At 64.7% G+C, this 19,174-nt stretch carries 18 protein-coding genes; 12 read left to right on the top strand and 6 right to left on the bottom strand.

Annotated elements, in window-relative coordinates; translation table 11 throughout:
- Positions 1–10 precede the first annotated feature (10 nt).
- The 3 genes from tssA (at position 11) to ASF04_RS15680 (ending at position 3,226) form a co-directional block, all read left to right on the top strand.
- Positions 11–886 carry a type VI secretion system protein TssA gene (gene tssA, locus ASF04_RS15670; protein ID WP_056143515.1) on the top strand — a complete coding sequence of 292 codons (876 nt, stop codon included), beginning with the start codon at positions 11–13 and terminating at the stop codon, positions 884–886.
- A 106-nt stretch (positions 887–992) separates the two neighbouring features.
- Positions 993–2,555, top strand: a complete 1,563-nt coding sequence (locus ASF04_RS15675; protein ID WP_056143518.1) for a methyl-accepting chemotaxis protein — start codon at positions 993–995, stop codon at positions 2,553–2,555.
- 11 nt (positions 2,556–2,566) lie between these two features.
- Entirely contained in the window at positions 2,567–3,226 is a 660-nt protein-coding gene (locus ASF04_RS15680; RefSeq protein WP_056143521.1) for a tRNA-uridine aminocarboxypropyltransferase, read from the top strand.
- A 66-nt stretch (positions 3,227–3,292) separates the two neighbouring features.
- On the opposite strand, the gene ASF04_RS15685 is transcribed toward ASF04_RS15680, so the two are convergent.
- Genes ASF04_RS15685 through ASF04_RS15695 form a run of 3 tightly spaced genes read right to left on the bottom strand, consistent with a single transcriptional unit; the run spans position 3,293 to position 8,721 of the window.
- Positions 3,293–6,181: an Hsp70 family protein gene (locus ASF04_RS15685; RefSeq protein ID WP_056143524.1), complete on the bottom strand. Its 2,889-nt coding sequence runs from the start codon at positions 6,179–6,181 to the stop codon at positions 3,293–3,295.
- Positions 6,182–6,199: 18 nt separating this feature from the next.
- Complete coding sequence (locus ASF04_RS15690; protein WP_056143527.1) at positions 6,200–8,047, bottom strand: Hsp70 family protein; 1,848 nt, start codon at positions 8,045–8,047, stop codon at positions 6,200–6,202.
- Complete coding sequence (locus ASF04_RS15695) at positions 8,044–8,721, bottom strand: DUF2760 domain-containing protein (protein WP_056143530.1); 678 nt, start codon at positions 8,719–8,721, stop codon at positions 8,044–8,046. Before ASF04_RS15695 ends, ASF04_RS15690 begins: the two co-directional genes overlap by 4 nt.
- 227 nt (positions 8,722–8,948) lie before the next feature.
- Here ASF04_RS15695 and ASF04_RS15700 point away from each other — a divergent pair, with 227 nt between their 5' ends.
- The gene (locus ASF04_RS15700) at positions 8,949–10,103 is read left to right on the top strand and encodes a PA0069 family radical SAM protein (RefSeq protein ID WP_082488807.1); all 1,155 of its coding nucleotides are present in this window, start codon (positions 8,949–8,951) and stop codon (positions 10,101–10,103) included.
- 78 nt (positions 10,104–10,181) lie between these two features.
- Here the strand turns inward: ASF04_RS15700 and ASF04_RS15705 are convergent, their stop codons facing one another.
- Genes ASF04_RS15705 through ASF04_RS15715 form a run of 3 tightly spaced genes read right to left on the bottom strand, consistent with a single transcriptional unit; the run spans position 10,182 to position 12,348 of the window.
- A complete protein-coding gene (locus ASF04_RS15705; RefSeq protein WP_056144653.1) occupies positions 10,182–10,781 on the bottom strand; it encodes a gamma-glutamylcyclotransferase in 600 nt (199 codons plus the stop codon).
- A gap of 49 nt (positions 10,782–10,830) precedes the next feature.
- Positions 10,831–11,376: an NAD(P)H-dependent oxidoreductase gene (locus tag ASF04_RS15710; protein WP_056143533.1), complete on the bottom strand. Its 546-nt coding sequence runs from the start codon at positions 11,374–11,376 to the stop codon at positions 10,831–10,833.
- A gap of 57 nt (positions 11,377–11,433) precedes the next feature.
- A complete protein-coding gene (locus ASF04_RS15715) occupies positions 11,434–12,348 on the bottom strand; it encodes a LysR family transcriptional regulator (RefSeq protein WP_056143536.1) in 915 nt (304 codons plus the stop codon).
- Positions 12,349–12,504: 156 nt separating this feature from the next.
- Between ASF04_RS15715 and ASF04_RS15720 the strand changes: the two genes are divergently transcribed.
- From ASF04_RS15720 to iscA, 8 genes are all read left to right on the top strand, one after another.
- On the top strand, positions 12,505–13,527 hold the full coding sequence (locus ASF04_RS15720; protein ID WP_056143539.1) for a fumarylacetoacetate hydrolase family protein: 1,023 nt from the start codon (positions 12,505–12,507) through the stop codon (positions 13,525–13,527).
- Positions 13,527–14,171 (top strand): maleylacetoacetate isomerase, encoded by a 645-nt coding sequence (gene maiA, locus ASF04_RS15725; RefSeq protein ID WP_056143542.1) that lies wholly within the window; start codon positions 13,527–13,529, stop codon positions 14,169–14,171. Before ASF04_RS15720 ends, maiA begins: the two co-directional genes overlap by 1 nt.
- Positions 14,172–14,274: 103 nt before the next feature.
- Positions 14,275–15,606 carry a glucoamylase family protein gene (locus tag ASF04_RS15730; RefSeq protein ID WP_056143545.1) on the top strand — a complete coding sequence of 444 codons (1,332 nt, stop codon included), beginning with the start codon at positions 14,275–14,277 and terminating at the stop codon, positions 15,604–15,606.
- 54 nt (positions 15,607–15,660) lie between these two features.
- Positions 15,661–16,437 carry a hypothetical protein gene (locus ASF04_RS15735; RefSeq protein WP_056143548.1) on the top strand — a complete coding sequence of 259 codons (777 nt, stop codon included), beginning with the start codon at positions 15,661–15,663 and terminating at the stop codon, positions 16,435–16,437.
- Positions 16,438–16,575: 138 nt separating this feature from the next.
- The gene (gene iscR, locus ASF04_RS15740) at positions 16,576–17,058 is read left to right on the top strand and encodes a Fe-S cluster assembly transcriptional regulator IscR (RefSeq protein WP_026637015.1); all 483 of its coding nucleotides are present in this window, start codon (positions 16,576–16,578) and stop codon (positions 17,056–17,058) included.
- A 47-nt stretch (positions 17,059–17,105) separates the two neighbouring features.
- Positions 17,106–18,362: an IscS subfamily cysteine desulfurase gene (locus ASF04_RS15745; RefSeq protein WP_056143551.1), complete on the top strand. Its 1,257-nt coding sequence runs from the start codon at positions 17,106–17,108 to the stop codon at positions 18,360–18,362.
- A 50-nt stretch (positions 18,363–18,412) separates the two neighbouring features.
- Positions 18,413–18,802, top strand: coding sequence for a Fe-S cluster assembly scaffold IscU (gene iscU / locus ASF04_RS15750; RefSeq protein WP_056143554.1), 390 nt, complete (start codon positions 18,413–18,415; stop codon positions 18,800–18,802).
- A gap of 44 nt (positions 18,803–18,846) precedes the next feature.
- Positions 18,847–19,170 carry an iron-sulfur cluster assembly protein IscA gene (iscA, locus tag ASF04_RS15755; protein ID WP_019920390.1) on the top strand — a complete coding sequence of 108 codons (324 nt, stop codon included), beginning with the start codon at positions 18,847–18,849 and terminating at the stop codon, positions 19,168–19,170.
- The last annotated feature ends 4 nt before the right edge of the window (positions 19,171–19,174 follow it).

A 19,174-nucleotide genomic window follows, 5' to 3' on the forward strand; every position in this document is an offset into this window, starting at 1 on the left:
GAAGGCCGCCATGTTCAGCATCGCACAAATGCTGTTGCCCATCAGCGCCGAGCGCGCGTGCGGCGACGATGTGTCGTTCAGCGCCGAAGTGGACGCCATCGCCCGCGCCCGCACCTGCGACGATCCCACCCTCGACCAGGGCGAATGGGTGGCGGAACTCAAGGAGGCCGACTGGGGCTTCGTCGCCAGCCGCTGCGCCACCATGATCGCTACGCACAGCAAAGACATGCGCCTGGCCGTATGGCTGGCCGAAGCCCACGCCAGGACGCGCGGCCTGCGCGGCCTGGGCGACGGCTATGCCGTGCTCACCGGCCTGTGCGAACATTACTGGGACGGCCTGTACCCGCTGGCCGACGACGGCGATTACGACCAGCGCATCGGCAACCTGTTCTGGCTGCTGAACCGCACGCCGGTGCTGGTGCGCGAGATGGCGTTCGAGGGCGGGCTGGCGCCGCAGGACGACACCGAGTACTGTATCGCCATGCTGGGCGACCTGGAACGCGTGGCCGACCTGCGCCTGGGCGCCGACGGGCCGGGGTTCGCGCCGGCGCGCGAAGCCTTGCAGGCGCTCGTGCGCGGTCGCGCGCGGCTCGGACATCCGGCACTGGCAGCCGGTCCCGCGCAGGGAACGACATCACCAGGTGGGGCAATTAGTGTGGCAATTGCAGTACAGCCGCGCGACCGCGCCCAGGCCTTGCAGCAACTGCGGCTGGTGGCAGACTTCTTCCGCCGCACCGAACCGCACAGCCCGGTGGCCTACCTGGCCGACAAGGCTGCCAGCTGGGGCGAGATGCCGCTGCACCTGTGGTTGCGGGCCGTAATCAAGGATCCCGGCGCCATCGCCGGTGTCGAGGAGTTGCTCGGTTCGTCCTTGTCTGACAACTGATCGTTGCTGCATTGCTGCACTGCACGACCGAATGTTACTTTCTACACTGTAACATTTTGGCGAACGGTGCTAGCATGGACTCGACTGTTTCTCGAAGGAGTCCGCCATGAAAAATCTGAAAATCGGCACGCGCCTGGGGTTTGGTTTTGCACTGATCCTGGTGCTGCTTACGGCAATGACCATCATCGGCATCCTGCGCCTGAGCGCTGCCAGCACCATGACTAACCACATGATCGACGTGAAGATCCGCGACCAGCGCCTGATCGCCGAGTGGACCAAGATCGTCGAAGTCAACGCCGCCCGCACCATGGGCGCGTGGATGGTGGCCGACGCCGCAGATCAGAAGATGATCGAAGGCCTGATGACCAAGTCGTCCGCCCGCGCCACCGAAATCCAGGACCGCATCGGCGCCGAGATCGAAGAAGAGACGCTGCGGCCGCTGTTCCAGAACGTGCTCGATACCCGCAAGGCCTACACCGCTTCGCGCAAGTCGGTGTTTGCCGCCAAGGCGGCCGGCGACCTGGCGCTGGGCAAACAGATTTTCGACGGCAAGATGGCGCAGGACCGCGTGGCCTACCTGGGCGCGCTGGACGCGTTCTCGCAAAAGCAGGGCGCGCTGCTTGACGCCACGGCTGTCACCATCCAGCAGCAGTACTCCAGCGGGCGCACGCTGCTGGTATTGCTCGGACTGGCCGCCATCGTGCTGGGCGTGACCGCCGCGTGGTGGATTACCCGCACCATCACGCAGCCGATCAACGCCGCGCTCAAGGTGGCGGAAACCGTGTCGTCGGGCGATCTGACCAGCGACATCCAGGTCACCAGCAGCGACGAAACCGGGCAGCTGATGAACGCCTTGAAGGTGATGAATTCCAACCTGGTGGGCATTGTCGCCCAGGTACGCACGGGCACCGAGTTGATGGCCACCGCATCTACCGAGATCGCTGCCGGTAACCAGGACTTGTCGTCGCGCACCGAGCAGCAAGCCAGCTCGCTTGAGGAAACCGCGTCGTCGATGGAGGAACTCACTTCAACCGTCAAGTTCAACGCCGAGAATGCGCGCCAGGCCAACGAGCTGGCGATCAATGCCTCGCACATCGCCAGCCGTGGCGGCTCGGTGGTCGGGGAGGTGGTCAACACCATGGGCTCGATCAATGACTCGTCGCGCAAGATCGTCGAGATCATTTCCGTGATCGACAGCATTGCGTTCCAGACCAACATCCTGGCGTTGAACGCGGCAGTGGAAGCGGCGCGCGCCGGCGAGCAGGGACGCGGATTCGCGGTGGTCGCTTCCGAGGTGCGCAGCCTGGCGCAGCGTTCTGCTGCGGCGGCCAAGGACATCAAGGGCCTGATCGACGACTCGGTGCAAAAAGTGGCGCTGGGCTCGGAGCTGGTGGACAAGGCCGGCCAGACCATGTCCGAAATCGTCACCAGCATCGGCCGCGTCACGCAGATCATGACGCAAATTAGCAACGCCAGCGACGAGCAAAGCCAGGGCATCGCGCAAGTGAACGACGCCATCACGCAAATGGACCAGGTGACGCAGCAGAACGCCGCGCTGGTCGAGCAAGCGGCGGCGGCGGCCGAATCGATGCAGGAGCAGTCGGCCAAGCTGGCCGACGTGGTGAGCGTGTTCAAGCTCGCCGGCGCGGGGGTGCCGGCGCTTCGGTAGAATACCGGTCCATGACCACCCGTACCGACCACGCTGCCCCAACCGCCCCTTCAAAAATACCCGCACGCCGGCAATGCCCGGCGTGCCTGCGCCCGCAGCGCACCTGTATCTGCCGCTGGGTGACGGTCATGTCGCCGCAGGTGGAAGTGCTGGTGCTCCAGCATCCGCTGGAGGTGGCCAATGCCAAGGGCAGTGCGCGCTTGCTGCATCTGTGCCTGGCCGGCAGCCGGCTGGAAGTGGGCGAGACCTTTGCGCCTGACCGCCTGGGCGCATTGCTGTCGGATGACCGCCACAACGTGTTGCTGTACCCGGAGACGGCGGAAGAAAAATCGCTCGGTGTCGCCACGCCGCCGGCGTTCGATCCGGCCTGGTTGGCAGCACCGCAGCGCCTGCGGCTGGTTGTGCTGGACGGCACCTGGCGCAAGAGCCGCAAGATGCTGTACCTGAACCCGCTGTTGCAGGCGCTGCCCCGGCTGCCGCTGACCGATACGCCGCCATCGCACTACCTGATCCGCAAGGCGCATTTGCCGGACCAGCTTTCGACGCTGGAGGCGACTGCGTACGCGCTCTCGCAACTCGAGCATGCGCCCGAACGCTATAAACCCTTGATCGATGCCTTTGATGGTTTCGTGGCGCAGCAGGCCGGTTACGCGGCCGAACGCCGCAACTGAATCCCTCTCGGTCAAGTGCACTGTGTGCGTATTGCAGGATGGTTAGCGGTGTAGTGTGGCTGGTGCTCAGCTGAGCAGCTTGAGCCCCGGCGGCAGCGCCTCGCCCAGCATGCGCTTTTCGTCGGCCTGATCGAGTTGCACCACCTCGCGCACCATCGCGCTCCAGTTGGCAGGCGCGCCCACGGCCGACAGCCTGCGCAGGATGTCGGCGCGCAAGGTGTCGTCGATGTCGCGCGTGCGGTCGCCCGTCATACGCGCCAGGTGAGCGGCGGCAAAGCCGGCCGGTTCCACTTTTTTCCAGTCCAGCGCGAGGATCGCCGCCAGCCATTGCGCCACCGTGGTGGCATCGACCACGTCGTGCGCACTGCCGTGGAATGGCTGGCGTGCGCCCACTCGGGACAGGCCCCACAGGAAGCGCGCCTGCGTGGCTTCGGCCTTGCCGGCATTGGCCGCACCGGCACGCGTCTTGTTCAGCGCTGCCTTGGTCGCAGCCTTGGTGGCTGCGTCGAGACGGCCCAGCATCCATGCGCCGATCTCCGCCTTGTAGCTGCCGGGGATGCGTTCGAGCGAGGCGCCCAGGCGCAGCATGTCTTCCTCGCTGCCGTTCACCAGCGTGTGCGGACGGCGGCCGCGTTCCTGGGCGTCGGCCTGCACGTTGAAGGCGAAATCGTCGAGCACGCGCAGTTGCGCTTCCACCGACAGGCCGCCCGCCACGCGGCGCCACAGGGTCCACCATTCGGCGCATACCTGGCCGTCGCCGTGGTGCTGCACGCCGGTTTCGTACAAGGCCCACAATTGCTCGATGCGCCAGTCGTCGAGCGGATGACCGAAGCCGGGGCGCAGGCTGTAGCCGGCCAGGTTGAGCCACGCGCGTTCGTGCTCGGACGAGCGGCGCCGGCCCCGTGCGCGCTCGATCAGCGCATCGCACAGGCGCCGCAGTACGGGTGTAGTCCAGCTTTCGCGGCTGCCCAGCAAATGTTCGAGCTGGCCACGCAACTGTTTGACTTCTCTCAGCTCGACTTGCAGCGCGCGGCTACCGAAGATGCGGTCGATTTTTTCCAGCGCGGCCGGCAGGCCGGCGGGCATGGCTGCATCAGGGGATGGTGTGCCGTCGATGGTAGTGATGTCGTCATCTTCGGCAATGGCGGTATCGCCGCGTAGCTGAAACTCCAGCTGCCAGCGCTGGGCGCCGTCGGTGGCCACGCAGTGCACCTCCAGCGTGCCCACTTCGCTCAGGGTGGCGGCCAGCCGCACCGGCAGTTCCTTGCGGCTGCTGGCGGCGTGGCTGTCGCGCAGCACGGTGGCAATCGGCGGCAACTGCACGTAGTCGTCCGGTTGCAGGTCCACCAGCGCACCGGCCTGCGGGGTGACCGCGTCGGACGTGGAGGACGCAATATGAAAGCGCACCGGGCGCCCCAGGCGCAAGGCAAACGTGCGGTCGGCCAGCAGCAGCTCGCGGTTCTCGGCGCTGCCGCGCGGCAGCAGGCAGATGGCGCGGCGCGGCTTGTCAGGGCGCTCATCGTCGAGCAGCAGGAAATAGCTGCGCGGCGAACCGCCGCCGATCACCGGCGCCTGGCCGGACTGGCCCAGCGCGTACGCCACGCCGCCGCGCGCCACGGCCACGTCGGGGTTATCGTTTTCCAGCACGCGCAGTGGCGCACCGCGCCATTGCGCCAGCACCTGTTCCAGGCGCTGGCCCAGTGCGTCGGCGCGGAATACGCCGCCGTTGAGCAGCAGCGTGTCCGGCACCGGGATGATGGAATCGTCGGGCGCCAGGCCCAGTGCTGCCCGCGCGGCCGGCGCATGCTGGCGCAGGAAGCCTGCCAGGTGCCGCGTGATGGCGGCGTCGCTGGCGTAGGGCAGGCCGAACTCGATGATCGCGCCCCGGCCGCGCCGCGCCGGCTCACGCTCTTCGTTCAACGGGAAAAAGCCATCGACCACCAGTTGCGCCACTTCGGCGCGGGTGAGGTCGGCCGAGCGCGAGCCGCCGATCAGCCTGGAGCCGGCGCCCAGCAGGGTGACGGTGGTCTTGTCGGGGGAGTTGGTGGCCAGCAGTTGTTCCTTGGCGGCGCGGCAGCGCTCCGTCAACTGCGCCAGGCGGCCGGCCGACAGCCGCGCCGGCGCCGCACCGCCGGATACTGGCAGGCGCGACTCCACCAGGTGCGCCAGCGCCAGGTCCATATTGTCGCCGCCGAGGATCAGGTGGTTGCCAACGCCGATGCGGCTGATCTGCGGCGCGCCGTTCACCAGCGCGACTTCGATCAATGAAAAGTCGGTGGTGCCGCCACCCACATCGCAGACCAGCGCCAGGCGTGTATCGGACAGGTCGGCGGCCAGCGTGGCGCGTTGGCGATACAGCCAGTCGTAGAAAGCCGCCTGCGGCTCTTCCAGCAGGCGCAGCGCCGGCAGACCGGCTTGCCGCGCCGCTTGCAGGGTGAGAGCGCGCGCGCCTTCGTCGAACGACGCGGGTATGGTCAGCACCAGTTGCTGCTGTTCGAGCGGGTGATCGGGGAAGCGGGTGTTCCAGGCGGCGCGCAGGTGCGCCAGGTACGACGCGCTGGCCGCCACCGGCGACACCTTGGCGACGTCCGCCTCCGCACCCCACGGCAGGATGGGCGCGGTGCGATCGACGCCCGGATGCGACAGCCAGCTCTTGGCGCTGCTGACCAACCGGCCCGGCACCTGCGCGCCTAGCTTGCGGGCCAGGCGGCCGGTGACCACTTGCGCCAGGCCGGCGACGTCGGCATCGCGCCTCGGCAGTTGCAGTTCTCCGGGGGCGAATTCGCCCTCGGCCGGGTGGTAACGCACCGATGGCAGCAAGGTAGCGGCGCCGATTTCGCCCGGCGCCACCAGCTGCTCGATGTCGAACAGTTCGATGGTGGAACTGCCCGGCGCCGCGTAGGCCAGCACCGTGTTGGTGGTGCCAAGGTCGATGCTGACGAGGTATTGGCCCATGCTGGTTCTTCGCGAAAGTTAAGCGCCGCTGCGCACGTCGAACTCCACCTTCCAGCGCTGGCCGTCGCTGGCCACGGCCAGCAGTTCGAGCGTGCCCGATTCGGTGGCCATCGCGTGCAGGCGTACCTGCACCACGTCGCCGGACTGGCGGCCTTCGGGCGACAGGTTGGCCTGGATCTCGTTCATCTCGAGCAGTTCGTCCGGGCCCCAGAAGTCGAGCAGGTCGCCGATCTGGTCTTGCCGGCGCACCGAGGAGCCGAAGAAGCGGAACTGCACCGGCTCGCCGACCACCAGGCCGAACTCCTGGTTCGGCAGTTCGATCTCGCTGCCTTCTTCCATGCCGAACGGCGCCACGCACAGCGCCTGGATTGGCGGCTCCATGCCGGGAATGGCCGGCATCGACGATTCGATCGCCACATAGTACGAGCGCGCCGTGCCGCCGCGGATGCGCACACCGGTACCGCGCCGCACGTAGCTGTAATAGGCCGCGCCGCGCGCCACCGCCAGATCGAGGTCGGCGCCGCCGAGCATGCGCGCAGGTTCCGCGCCTTCCAGGTACAGCCAGTCGTTGAGAGTGGCCATGATGCGCTGGGCCAGCAGCTCGGACTTGAACACGCCGCCGTTGAACAGCACTGCGGTCGGGTGCAGGAAGGTGGCGTCGGCGTTGTGCGCGCCGGCATAGCCTTCCAGTTCGCTGGTGGCGCCCACCTGGCGTGCCAGGAACGCGGCCAGGTGGCGGGTGACGCCGGCATCCTGCGCATACGGCAGGCCCAGTTGCGTCAGGCCCGCGCGCTGGCGCACGGCCGGACGGCTTGATGCTTCCACGGTCGGGAAGAAGCCGTCGAGGATGAAGGTGGTCACTTCGGCGCGTGTGAGTTCGGTGCGGATCGAGCCGCCGATCAATTTCGAACCACGGCTTGGCACCACGATCGGCCAGGTCTCGATGCTGGCGTCGGCCAGCAGCTTTTCCTTGGCGGTGCGGCTGCCGTAGGTCAGTGCGCGCATTTGCCAGGCGTCGAGCTGGGTGCCAGTGGCCGCCAGCTTGCGGGCCACCAGGTGCGCCAGCGCCAGGTCCATATTGTCGCCGCCCAGCAGGATATGGTCGCCGACCGCGATGCGGTGCGGTTCGAGCACGCCGTCCCGTTCCAGCACGGCGATCAGCGAAAAGTCGCTGGTGCCGCCGCCCACGTCAACTACCAGGATGATGTCGCCCGGCTTGACTTCTTTTCTCCAACGGCCTTCGCTGCCGTGGATCCAGCTGTACAGGGCTGCTTGCGGTTCTTCCAGCAGGGTGAGGTTTTCGTAGCCGGCAGCGCGCGCCGCTTCAGCCGTCAGTTCGCGCGCACCGGGGTCGAACGATGCGGGAATCGTGACGGTAATCGCCTGTTCGTTGAACGGCGCTTCCGGGTGCGCCTGTTCCCACGCCTGGCGCAAGTGGGCCAGGTAGCGGGTGGAGGCGGCCAAGGGCGAGACGCGCGTGACTTCTTCCGGTGCGTCGGCCGGCAGCAGCGCCGAGCGGCGGTCCACGCCGGGATGGCTCAACCAGCTCTTGGCGCTCGAAACCAGGCGGATCGGCGTGGTGGCGCCACGGCTGCGCGCCATTTCACCGGCCACACCGGTCAGTTCGGCGTCGCTCCGCTGCCAGGGCAGCTTGTTTTCGCCGGGCGCCAGTTCGTCGGCGTGCGGCAGGTACAGGAACGACGGCAGTAGCGGCAAGTCTTCCACCGTGCCCGGTGCGGTCAGCTGGGGAATGGCCAGCACGCCGTGGTCGGTTTTCTCGCCGTCGCTCGCTTGCAGGTTCACATAGGACAGGGCGCTGTGGGTGGTGCCGAGGTCGATGCCGATGGCGTAACGTGGATCGTTCACAGTTCCACCTCCGCCGGGGCCAGGATGGCGGCATCGTGCGCTTCGGCCAGTTTCGGCAGGCGCACGTCGGTCGAACGCCAGCCGCGATGGCTGAGCGTGCCACGGAACGGCGCCTGGCCGACCACGTTGCCGGTCAGGCGCACGGCGGCGGCGTCAAAGCCTTGCTCCAGCACCACCCGGCTGCCTTCGGCTTCACTGCGCACGGCTTCGATGGTGAAGTGTTCGCGCAGCACCTTGCTGCAACCCTCGTGCACCACGCGCGCGGCGGCGCCGATGTCGGCGTCGGAGTAGGCGGACAGGTTTTCCTGGGTGAAATCGATCAGGCGCGCTTCGCGCTGGAACAGGCTCAGCAATTGCAGGGCGGCGTCGGGCGTGGCCACGCGCAGGGTGACCGGCGCCGGGGCCGGCGCGGTGACGGGCACCGGCGTTGGTACCGGGACAGGCGTAGGGACTGGCACCGGGGTCGGTACTGGCAGCGGCGTCGGCACGGGCACGGGCACTGGGGTTGGTACTGGAACCGGCACCGGCGTGGGCGCGGCAACGGGAACGGGGGCGTCGTCCATGCGGGTCAGGCGGGCGGCGTATTCAGCATCGGAGATGGCGCGAAAAAAGGCGCCGATGGCAATCGAGATGCGGCTGAAAAAAGACGGCAGCGGTTGGTTTGGTTTGTTCATCAATTGCTCGCGGTGAGTATGCCGGCGCGCCGCGTTTGGCGGCGTTCCGGCGTGTAATTGGTTGGAGTCGCGCAAGGCGCGCGGAGGCCTGGCCCCCGGAAGCCCTGCATGATACCAGTTCGTGCCGGGGCGCCAAAGCAGGGCGGGGTGCACGGATGATTTAGAACTTGATATGGTCCGGGCGAGCGCCTAGAATACTGTTTATATATACAGTATTCAGGTCAGCCATGTCCCACGACGAAAATAACCAATCGCATGTAATGTTGCCGCCGCCGTCGCTCAAGGCGCACAAGGGACGTGGCGCCGTGTCCAATCTGCAGGGCCGGTTCGAGGTCCACGCGCGCGAGTCATACGACGACGGCTGGCAATGCGAAGAAGAGGAGTCCACACCATGGAAAACCCAGGTCATCGACGAGGTCTGCAAGTCCATCCTCAGCCGCAATGCTTCGCCGGACTTGCCGTTCGGTGTCTCGCTCAATCCGTATCGTGGTTGCGAACATGGCTGCATTTACTGCTTTGCCCGCCCCACCCACAGCTATCTTGGCCTGTCGCCGGGCATGGACTTCGAGAGCAAGATTTTCGCCAAGGTCAACGCGCCCGACATGCTGCGCCGCGAGCTGGCCAAGTCCGGCTACGTGCCGGAATCGATAGCGCTGGGCGTCAACACCGACGCCTACCAGCCGTGCGAGCGCGACCGCAAGCTCACGCGCCGCGTGCTCGAAGTGCTGCAAGAGTGCCACCACCCGGTGGGGCTGATCACCAAGTCGTCACTGATCGAACGCGACATCGACATCCTGGCGCCCATGGCCGCGCAGCGCCTGGCTGGCGTGGCGATCACGCTCACCACGCTCGATCCGGCCATCGCCCGCACGCTGGAGCCGCGCGCCGCCGCGCCGGCCCGGCGCCTGCGCACCATCCGCACGCTTACCGACGCCGGCATACCCGTGGCCGTGAGCGTCGCACCCATCATCCCGTTCGTGACGGAACCGGAAATCGAGCGCCTGCTGGCGGCGGTCAAGGACGCCGGCGCCGTCTCGGCGCACTACACGGTGCTGCGCCTGCCGTGGGAGGTCGCGCCGCTGTTCCACCAATGGCTGGAAGCGCACTTTCCCGACCGCGCCCAGCGCGTGATGAACCGCGTACGCGACATGCGCGGCGGCAAGGACTACGACAGCAACTTCGCCACGCGCATGAAGGGCGAGGGCGTGTGGGCCGACCTGATCAAGCAGCGCTTCAAGATTGCTGCCGAGCGGCTGGGGCTGACGGGGCAGGGCAGCCGCTTCCACACCATGGACGCCTCGCAGTTCGTGCGACCACTGGTGGTGCCGCCGCTGGGGGCGCGGGCCAGGGTGGTCAATAGCGGTCAGCTGGATTTGTTCTGAGACGCGCGGATGTGGCCACGGTGCGCGGACTGCGCCAGCGTGCCGGCCGGTTACAAGGATGCCGCATGCGCTAGCCGCTCAGGTGCGCGCCATGCGGCTGGCCAGTTCCACCAAGTGCCGCTCGATTTCGAATACGTGCGGATCATCGCGGCCCAGTTCGCGCAGCGCGTGGGCCAGGTGGTTCAGGTAGTCGCTATTGGGCCCGCTGGGGCCGGCCGAGCGGGCAATATGTTCGGCGATGTCGCGCTCGGACGCTTCGCCGATGAAGGCGAGATTGTCCGGCGTGGCGATGTAGACGAGTCCCAGGACGCTTTCGGGTGCATTGTCAGCCTCTTCATCCTCGAAACTGATCGGCGTAGCCAATCGTAAATAGCCGTCCTTCTCGCGATGGTCGAGATGGGCGAATACCTCGGGGGTGATCAGGTAGGCCATGCCGTGGCAGATGACGCCCGGCGCTTCGATCAGGGTCACTACGCGGCCCGGCGCGTCGGGCGTGCCTCGGTGGTCGTGCGAGCCTTGCCAGAAGCGCCGGGTCCAGTTGGCGATGCTGGCGGGGCGCCGTTGCAGGTAGGGGAAGTCGGCCTTGTAGATCAGCGAACCGTAGCCGAACAGCCATACGCTGTGGTGGCCGTCGAACTGGTCCATTTTCTGGTTGATGGCGATGGTGTCTGCTGTCATGTCGGTCTTGCTGTACTGTGGTGTATCTGCCTGCGGCACTGCCAGCAGGTCAGGCACGGTCTGCCTGCGCGGCAAAATCGCTGCTGCGCGCGATCTGCAATTGTCGCACACCGATCGACGCGAAGGCGGCCTCCAACTGCTCTTCGTAGTGCCGCATCAGCGTGGCGCTGGCCGTGTCGTCCGCGCCGGACGTCACCAGCACCACCTGTATTTCGGCCATGCAATCGTTTTCACTCGGATCGTGCAAAGGCAGCAAGCGGTCGAGCCACACCTTCAGCGACGACGGCGCGAAATAATTGTGCATGGGTGCACCGACCACCACGATGTCGGCATCGATGAACTCTTGCAGCAGCGCGGCGCTGAGCAGCACTTCGGCACGCAGGTCGGGATGCATCGGGATGGCGACATTCCATTGCCGGCTCATCGCTTGCAGCAGCGGCCCGCTCACGTGCGACAGCGGCGCGGCTGCCAGGTCGCGGTAGATGGTGTGGGTGCCCGGGTGGGCGGCAGTCAGTTCGGCCACGGTAGCGGCCGTATGTTGGCGTGAGCGCGACTGGTCGCCGCGCACGCAGGAGTCGATATGCAGGATGTTCATCGGCTCAGGATAAACAGGCGCTTGTCAGTGTGTCATTGGATTAAATGTAAATATTCTTTACAGCAACGACACTTGCCATGGATGGGCGGCGACGAATTGGTTGAGAAACGCAACAAAACTGTCGGCGGCCGGCGACAGCGCGCGGGCGTTGCGGGTGTACACGAAAAAGCGCCGGGTCAGTGCTGGCGCCTGTAGTTGACGCATGTGCAGGCCGTACAGCGCGACCATTTTCTCGGCGTACGGCAGGCAGACCGTGATGCCGAGATTGGCGTGGACCATCGCCAGCGCGGTGGTCATGAAGGTCACTTCGTTGGCTGGCCGCAGCGATAAATCCCGGAATGAAGTGTGCATATCGCGCAACAGCCGTTCGGTGAACTGGCCTTGCAATGCAATAAAAGGATAGCGGTCGACGTCGGCCCAGGTCACGTGCTGCGCCTGTTGCAAGGGGTGGCCTTCGGGAAATACCACCACGAACGGCATCTCGAACAGCGGTTCGGCGACGATGTCGGCCGTGGTGTCGCGGTCGGGGCCGATGCCGAAGTCCACCTCGCCGCTGAACACGCGCGCCGATACTTGCTCCACCGGGCTGTCGGCCAGCCGCACCTGCACGTCGGGATGCAGGTCGCGGTAGGCGGCAATCGCCTCTGGCAGCAAAGTGCACGACAACATCTGCGGCGCCGCCACCCGCACTACGCCCTGCTTGAGCGCCTTGCGGCTGGCAATGTCGGCCATGGTGCGGTCGAGGTCTTGCAGCATTTTCTCGAACAGCGGCGTCAGTTCTCGTCCCAGCTCCGATAATTGCGCCTTGCGCGTGGTGCGCTCGACTACGCGCAAGCCCAAGATCTGTTCGAGCTCCTTGATCTGGCCGCTCAGGGCCGACTGGGTCAGGTGCAGGTGCTCGGCGGCCAGCGTAAAACTGCCGGTCTTGGCCAGCGCCACCAGGGCGCGCATGTGGCGCAAACTTGGATTCATAAGGAAATGTGATAAATAGTGATAAAAAACTCGTTTGCATGATATCTGGGATTGGCGTCTAATCCCAGGGAAACCATCGCGCACATTACGGAGACCTGTCATGCACCAAAGCACCATCGCCACCGCGGAAAAAACAGCCCAACCGGGAGCCCGCGCATGAAACTCGCCACCCTCAAGGATGGCAGCCGCGATGGCCGACTGGTTGTCGTCAGCCGCGAACTGTCGCACTATCAAGCGGTGCCCAAGATTTCCGCGACCCTGCAACACGCGCTCGACAACTGGGATCTGGTGTCGCCGCGCCTGCAGGCGGTGTACGACATCCTCAATACCGGCGAAGCGGTCGATGCCCGGCCATTCGACCAGCACGCCTGCCACTCGCCGCTGCCGCGCGCCTACCAGTGGGCCGACGGTTCTGCCTATATCAACCACGTGGAACTGGTGCGCAAGGCGCGCAATGCCGAGGTGCCGGCGTCGTTTTACACCGATCCGCTGATGTACCAGGGCGGCTCCGACAGTTTTATCGGGCCCAACGACCCGATTTATGCGCTCAGCACTGACTGGGGCATCGACCTGGAAGCGGAAGTGGCCGTGATCACCGCCGACGTGCCGATGGGCGTGGCTGTCGAGGATGCCCTCGCCGCAATCCGCCTGGTGATGCTGGTCAACGACGTCTCGCTGCGCAACCTGATCCCCAACGAACTGGCCAAGGGCTTCGGCTTCTTCCAGTCGAAGGCGGCCAGCGCCTTTTCGCCGGTGGCGGTCACGCCCGACGAACTGGGCCAGCACTGGCAGGACAGCAAGCTGCACCTGCCGCTGCTGGTGGAGCTGAACGGCCAGCCGTTCGGCAAGCCCAACGCTGGCGAGGACATGACCTTCAATTTCGCCCGGCTGGTGGCGCACGCGGCCGCCACGCGCGAGCTGGCGGCCGGGACCATCATCGGCTCCGGCACTGTGTCCAACAAGCAGGGCAACCTGCACGGGTCGAGCATCGCCAACGGCGGCGTCGGCTATTGCTGCCTGGCCGAAGTGCGCATGTACGAAACCATCGAAACGGGCAAGCCGCAAACGGCATACCTGCAGTTCGGCGACCGTGTGCGCATCGAGATGAAGGATGCCAACGGCGCCAGCATCTTCGGCGCCATCGACCAGGCCGTCGTTCACTATGGCGAAAAGAGCTGATGAAGCTCTACACCTATTTCCGCAGCTCGGCTGCCTACCGGGTGCGCATCGCGCTTGAACTGAAAGGGCTGGATTACCAGGCGCTGCCCGTGCACCTGCTGCGCGGTGGCGGCGAGCAGTTGCAGGCGGCGTACCGCGCCATCAACCCGGCCGGGCTGGTGCCTGCGCTCGACGATGGCGGCGCCATCCTGACCCAGTCGCTGGCCATTCTTGAGTACCTCGACGAGACCCGGCCGCAAGCCCCCTTGCTGCCGCCAGACCACGCTGGCCGGGCCCGCGTGCGTGCGCTGGCGCTGACCATCGCGGCCGATACCCATCCGCTGGGCAATCTGCGCGTGCTGAAATACCTGACCGGCCAGCTGGAGCAAACCGACGAGACCAAGCTGGCGTGGCAGCAGCACTGGCTGCGTACCGGCATGGCGGCGCTCGAAGCCATGCTGGCCGGTAACCCGCGCACCGGGACCTTTTGCCACGGCGACCAGCCCGGCCTGGCCGATTGCTGCCTGGCGCCGCAGGTGTTTTCCGCCCAGCGTTTCAGTGTCGATCTGGCGCCGTATCCCACCATCACGCGCATCCACGATCACTGCGCGGCGTTGCCCGCATTCCAGCGCGCGCACCCGGCAGCGCAGCCGGATGCCGAATAGCGTCACTCGGGCAAGCTGGTCCGTTAGTTCAGGCACATACCACCGGCCACAGGTATGACACGATGCAGTTTTACAACAACTGCCCGGGCCTGACATGACGACTATGCCGCGTATCGAGCGCCCGCCGCTCGCAGTCGATGACGCGACCGTGGCGCTGCTGGGCCAATTGCAGAGGGAGTCGTTCGACTACTTTGTCACCGAAGCCAATCCCGCCAACGGCCTGGTGCGTGACAAGACCGCCGGCGCCGGCTGGCCCGCCAGCATCGCTGCGGTTGGCATGGCGCTGACCTGCTACCCGATCGCCGTCGAGCGCGGTTTCATGCCGCATTCCGATGCCGTCGCCCGCGCCTTGGCCACCTTGCGCTTTTTCGCCAACTGCGAGCAGAGCGAATCGCCGAGCGCCAGCGGCTACAAGGGTTTTTATTATCACTTTCTCGACATGGACACCGGCGCACGGGCGCGCGACAGCGAACTGTCGAGCATCGACACCGCGCTGCTGATCGCTGGCGTGCTGGCTGTAGTCGAATACTTCACCGGCGCCGATGACGATGAACGCGAAATCCGCGACCTCGGCGACCTGCTGTACCGCCGCGTGGACTGGCAATGGATGCGCCGCCGCAAGCGCCTGCTGTGCCACGGCTGGAAGCCCGGAAAAGGTTTCCTGCGCTGGCATTGGGAAGGTTACGACGAGGCGCTGATCCTGTACGTGCTGGCGCTGGGCTCGCCCACGCACCCGATCGAACGCGACAGCTATGATGCATGGGCCGCCAGCTACGAATGGAAAACCGTCTACGACATCGAGTACCTGTACGCGGGGCCGCTGTTCATTCACCAGATGTCGCACGTGTGGCTCGATATGCGCGGCATCCGCGATCATCCCATGCGCGCTCACGACCTCGACTATTTTGAGAACAGCCGCCGCGCCACGCTGGTCCAGCAGCGCTATGCGATCGAAAACCCGCTCGGCTTTCCGGAGTACGACGCGCTGCACTGGGGCATTTCGGCCTGCGACGGCCCGGGCCCGGGCACCCGCAAGATCGGCGGCGTACAGCGAAAATTTTACGATTACATCGCCCGCAGCGTACCGTACGGCCCGGACGACGGCACGCTGGCGCCGTGGGCAGTCGCAGCTTCATTGCCGTTCGCGCCCGAGATCGTGCTGCCGACCATCCGCCACTACCAGACCCTGGACTTGCACGAGGAGCGCCAGTGCGGCTTCAAACCCTCGTTTTCCACCGTGTTCCACCACGCGCGCGGCGGCTGCATGCGCTGGGTGTCGCCGTACCACTTCGGCATTGACAAGGGGCCGGCCATCATCATGGCCGACAACTACCTGCACGACTTTATCTGGCGCCTGATGCGTGGCAACGAATACATCTGCACCGGCTTGCAGCGGGCCGGCTTCGAAGGTGGCTGGTTAAGCAACAATGGCTAGGTAGCTGCAAGCAGGCAAGTTACAATCTCGCCTTTGTCCGATTGCCTTGCAGCCATGACCATCCCCGATTCTATCCTTGCCGCGCTCGATGGCGCCGACGCTTCCTGGCGCCCGTTGTTAATCGAGGGCCTGCAGGCGGTGATGAAGGCCACGCCCGATTACCTGCCGCAACTGGCAGTTGACCAGTACCTGCCTACCGAAGGCCGTTTGTTTGCCGCGTTTGCCTTGCCGCTGGACCAGGTGCGCTATGTCCTGGTGGGCGAGGGGCCGTACCCGCGTGCGCTGAGTGCCACCGGCGTATGTTTCATGGATGGCGCCGTCGGCAGCCTGTGGTCGAGCGAGGAGGGCGGCGGCTTGTCGAAGGCGGTCAACAAGGCCACGTCGCTGCGCAACTTCATGAAGATGCTGCTGGTGGCCGATGGCCAACTGCAGCTGGACAATACCGCCGGCGACGCCATGGCGGCTGTCTCGACCCGCGCGCGCAGCGGCGCCGGCACCCATATCCAGACCCTGGACGACATGCAGCGCAAGTTGACTGGCCAGGGTTTTTTGTTGCTGAACGCGTCGCTGGTGTTCCGCAGCCACGTCGCGCCCGTTAAAGATGCCAAGGCCTGGCTGCCGTTTTTCGAAACCGTGATGGCCGGTCTGGCCGCGCAGTCGGCCACCACGCCCACCATGATCCTGTGGGGCAAGATCGCCGAACTGCTGAAGAAATTGCCGGTAATGAACGAGTTTCCGCAGATCGTGGCGGAGCATCCATACAACCTGAGTTTTATTGCCAACCAGGACATGCACGCACTGTTTAGCCCGATGCAACTATTGAAAGCTTAGCCACAGGTCAAAACCGAGGTGCCACCGGCAAGCTTCGCCAAAGTTTGGTATACTTGACTAATTCGATCAACTACTCAGGCTTAAACATACACTGAGCGGGGCAGGCAGGGTCGATATTTTAACCGAACCGAGGTAGTGATGCGTCTGACCACTAAAGGCCGTTTTGCTGTGACTGCGATGATTGACCTGGCTTTGCGCCAAGGCAAGGGCCCGGTCACGCTATCGGGCATCAGCCAGCGCCAGGCCATTTCGCTGTCGTACCTGGAGCAATTGTTCGGCAAGTTGCGCCGCCACGAAATTGTCGAATCGATCCGTGGTCCGGGCGGTGGTTACAGCCTGGCCCGCCGCGCGGACAAGGTCACGGTGGCCGACATCATCATCGCCGTCGATGAGCCGCTGGACGCCACCCAGTGTGGCGGCAAGGAAAATTGCCACGGGGCGGACGCAGCCAGTGGCGTGCGTTGCATGACCCACGAGTTGTGGGCCACGCTGAACGAAAAAATGGTTGATTACCTCGATTCCGTGTCGTTGCAGGATCTGGTCGATCAACAGAAGCAAAAGCATGCCGACCAAAGCGTGGTGGTTATGCACCGCAATGAAAACCAGGCCGCGTTGGGTTGAGCGCATTGCTTGCCAGGCTAAAAACAAAAGATGAACGGAGTTACCAGATGAACGCCCCAGAAAAAAATCTCGCCGCCGTAAAGTTCCAGACCGCGCCGCATTTCCCCATTTATATGGACTATTCGGCCACCACGCCGATCGACCCGCGCGTGGCCGATGCCATGATTCCTTACCTGCGCGAGCAGTTCGGCAATCCCGCATCGCGCAGCCATATGTACGGCTGGACTGCTGAAAAAGCGGTGGAAGAGGCGCGCGCCCACGTCGCCGCCCTGGTCAATGCCGACCCGCGCGAAATCATCTGGACCTCCGGCGCCACCGAGTCGAACAACCTCGCCATCAAGGGCGCAGCGCAGTTCTACAAGACCCGCGGCAAGCACATCATCACGGTAAAAACCGAGCATAAAGCTGTGCTCGACACCGTGCGCGAACTGGAACGCCAGGGCTTCGAAGCGACGTACTTGGAACCGCAGGACAACGGCCTGATCACCATCGAGCAGCTGACCGCCGCCATCCGTCCCGACACCATCCTGATTTCGGTCATGCTGGTGAATAACGAAATTGGCGTGATCCAGCCGATCGACGAAATCGGCGCGCTGTGCCGCTCGAAAGGTATCATCTTCCACTGCGACGCCGCGCAAGCGACCGGCAAGATCGTGATCGACCTGCAAAAAACCAAGGTTGACCTGATGACCTTTACCGCGCACAAAACCTACGGCCCGAAAGGCGTGGGCGCGCTGTACGTCTGCCGCAAGCCGCGCGTGCGCATCGAAGCGCAAATGCACGGTGGCGGCCACGAGCGCGGCCTGCGTTCGGGCACCTTGCCTACCCACCAGATCGTGGGCATGGGCGAAGCGTTCCGCCTGGCCAAAGTGGAAATGGATACCGAAATTTCGCGCATCAAGGCGCTGCGTGACCGCCTGGCCACCGGCCTGCAGGAAATCGAAGAAACCTATATCAACGGCGACATGGACCACCGCGTGCCGCACAATCTCAACGTCAGCTTCAACTACGTCGAGGGTGAGTCGCTGATCATGGCCGTGAAAGACCTGGCCGTGTCGTCCGGTTCGGCCTGCACCTCGGCCAGCCTGGAGCCATCGTACGTATTGCGCGCCCTGGGCCGCAGCGACGAACTGGCGCACAGCTCGATCCGCTTTACCATCGGCCGTTTCACGACCGAAGAAGACATCGACTTCGCCATCGAACTGATGAAGTCGAAAGTGGGCAAATTGCGTGAACTGTCGCCGCTGTGGGACATGTTCAAGGAAGGGATCGACATCAGCTCGATCCAGTGGGCCGCGCACTAATCACGCTGCGCGCTACGTACGAATCACCTAAAAGATACAGGAGCAACAAAATGGCTTACTCGGAAAAAGTACTGGACCACTACGAAAACCCACGCAACGTCGGAGCTTTCGACAAGGGCGATGACAGCATCGGTACCGGCATGGTCGGCGCGCCAGCGTGCGGCGACGTGATGAAACTGCAAATCAAGGTTGGCGCCGATGGCCTGATCGAAGATGCGAAATTCAAGACGTACGGCTGCGGTTCGGCCATCGCCTCGAGCTCGCTGGTGACTGAATGGGTCAAGGGCAAAACCCTCGACCAGGCGCTGGCCATCAAGAACACGCAAATCGCCGAAGAACTGGCACTGCCACCGGTCAAGATTCACTGCTCGATCCTGGCAGAAGACGCGATCAAGGCGGCTGTTCAGGATTACCAGGCCAAGCATCCCGTTACGGCCTAACGTCAAGTAATAAGCGTCCCTTCGGGGACGCCACGGAGAATTAGATGGCAATTACCCTGACCGAAAAAGCAGCCAAGCACATCAATCGCTACATCGAACGTCGCGGCAAGGGCGTCGGTTTGCGTTTTGGCGTGCGTACCACCGGCTGCTCGGGCCTGGCGTACAAGCTCGAGTATGTCGATGAAGTGGCGGACGAGGACAGCGTGTTCGAGTCGCACGGCGTGAAGGTTTTCGTCGATCCGAAAAGCCTGCCGTACATCGACGGAACCGAGCTGGACTTCGCACGCGAAGGCTTGAACGAAGGCTTCAAGTTCCACAACCCGAACGAAAAAGACGCTTGCGGTTGCGGCGAGAGTTTCCGTATTTAAACCG

This window comes from Duganella sp. Leaf61, from assembly GCF_001421905.1.
GTDB classification, from domain to species: domain Bacteria; phylum Pseudomonadota; class Gammaproteobacteria; order Burkholderiales; family Burkholderiaceae_D; genus Rugamonas; species Rugamonas zoogloeoides.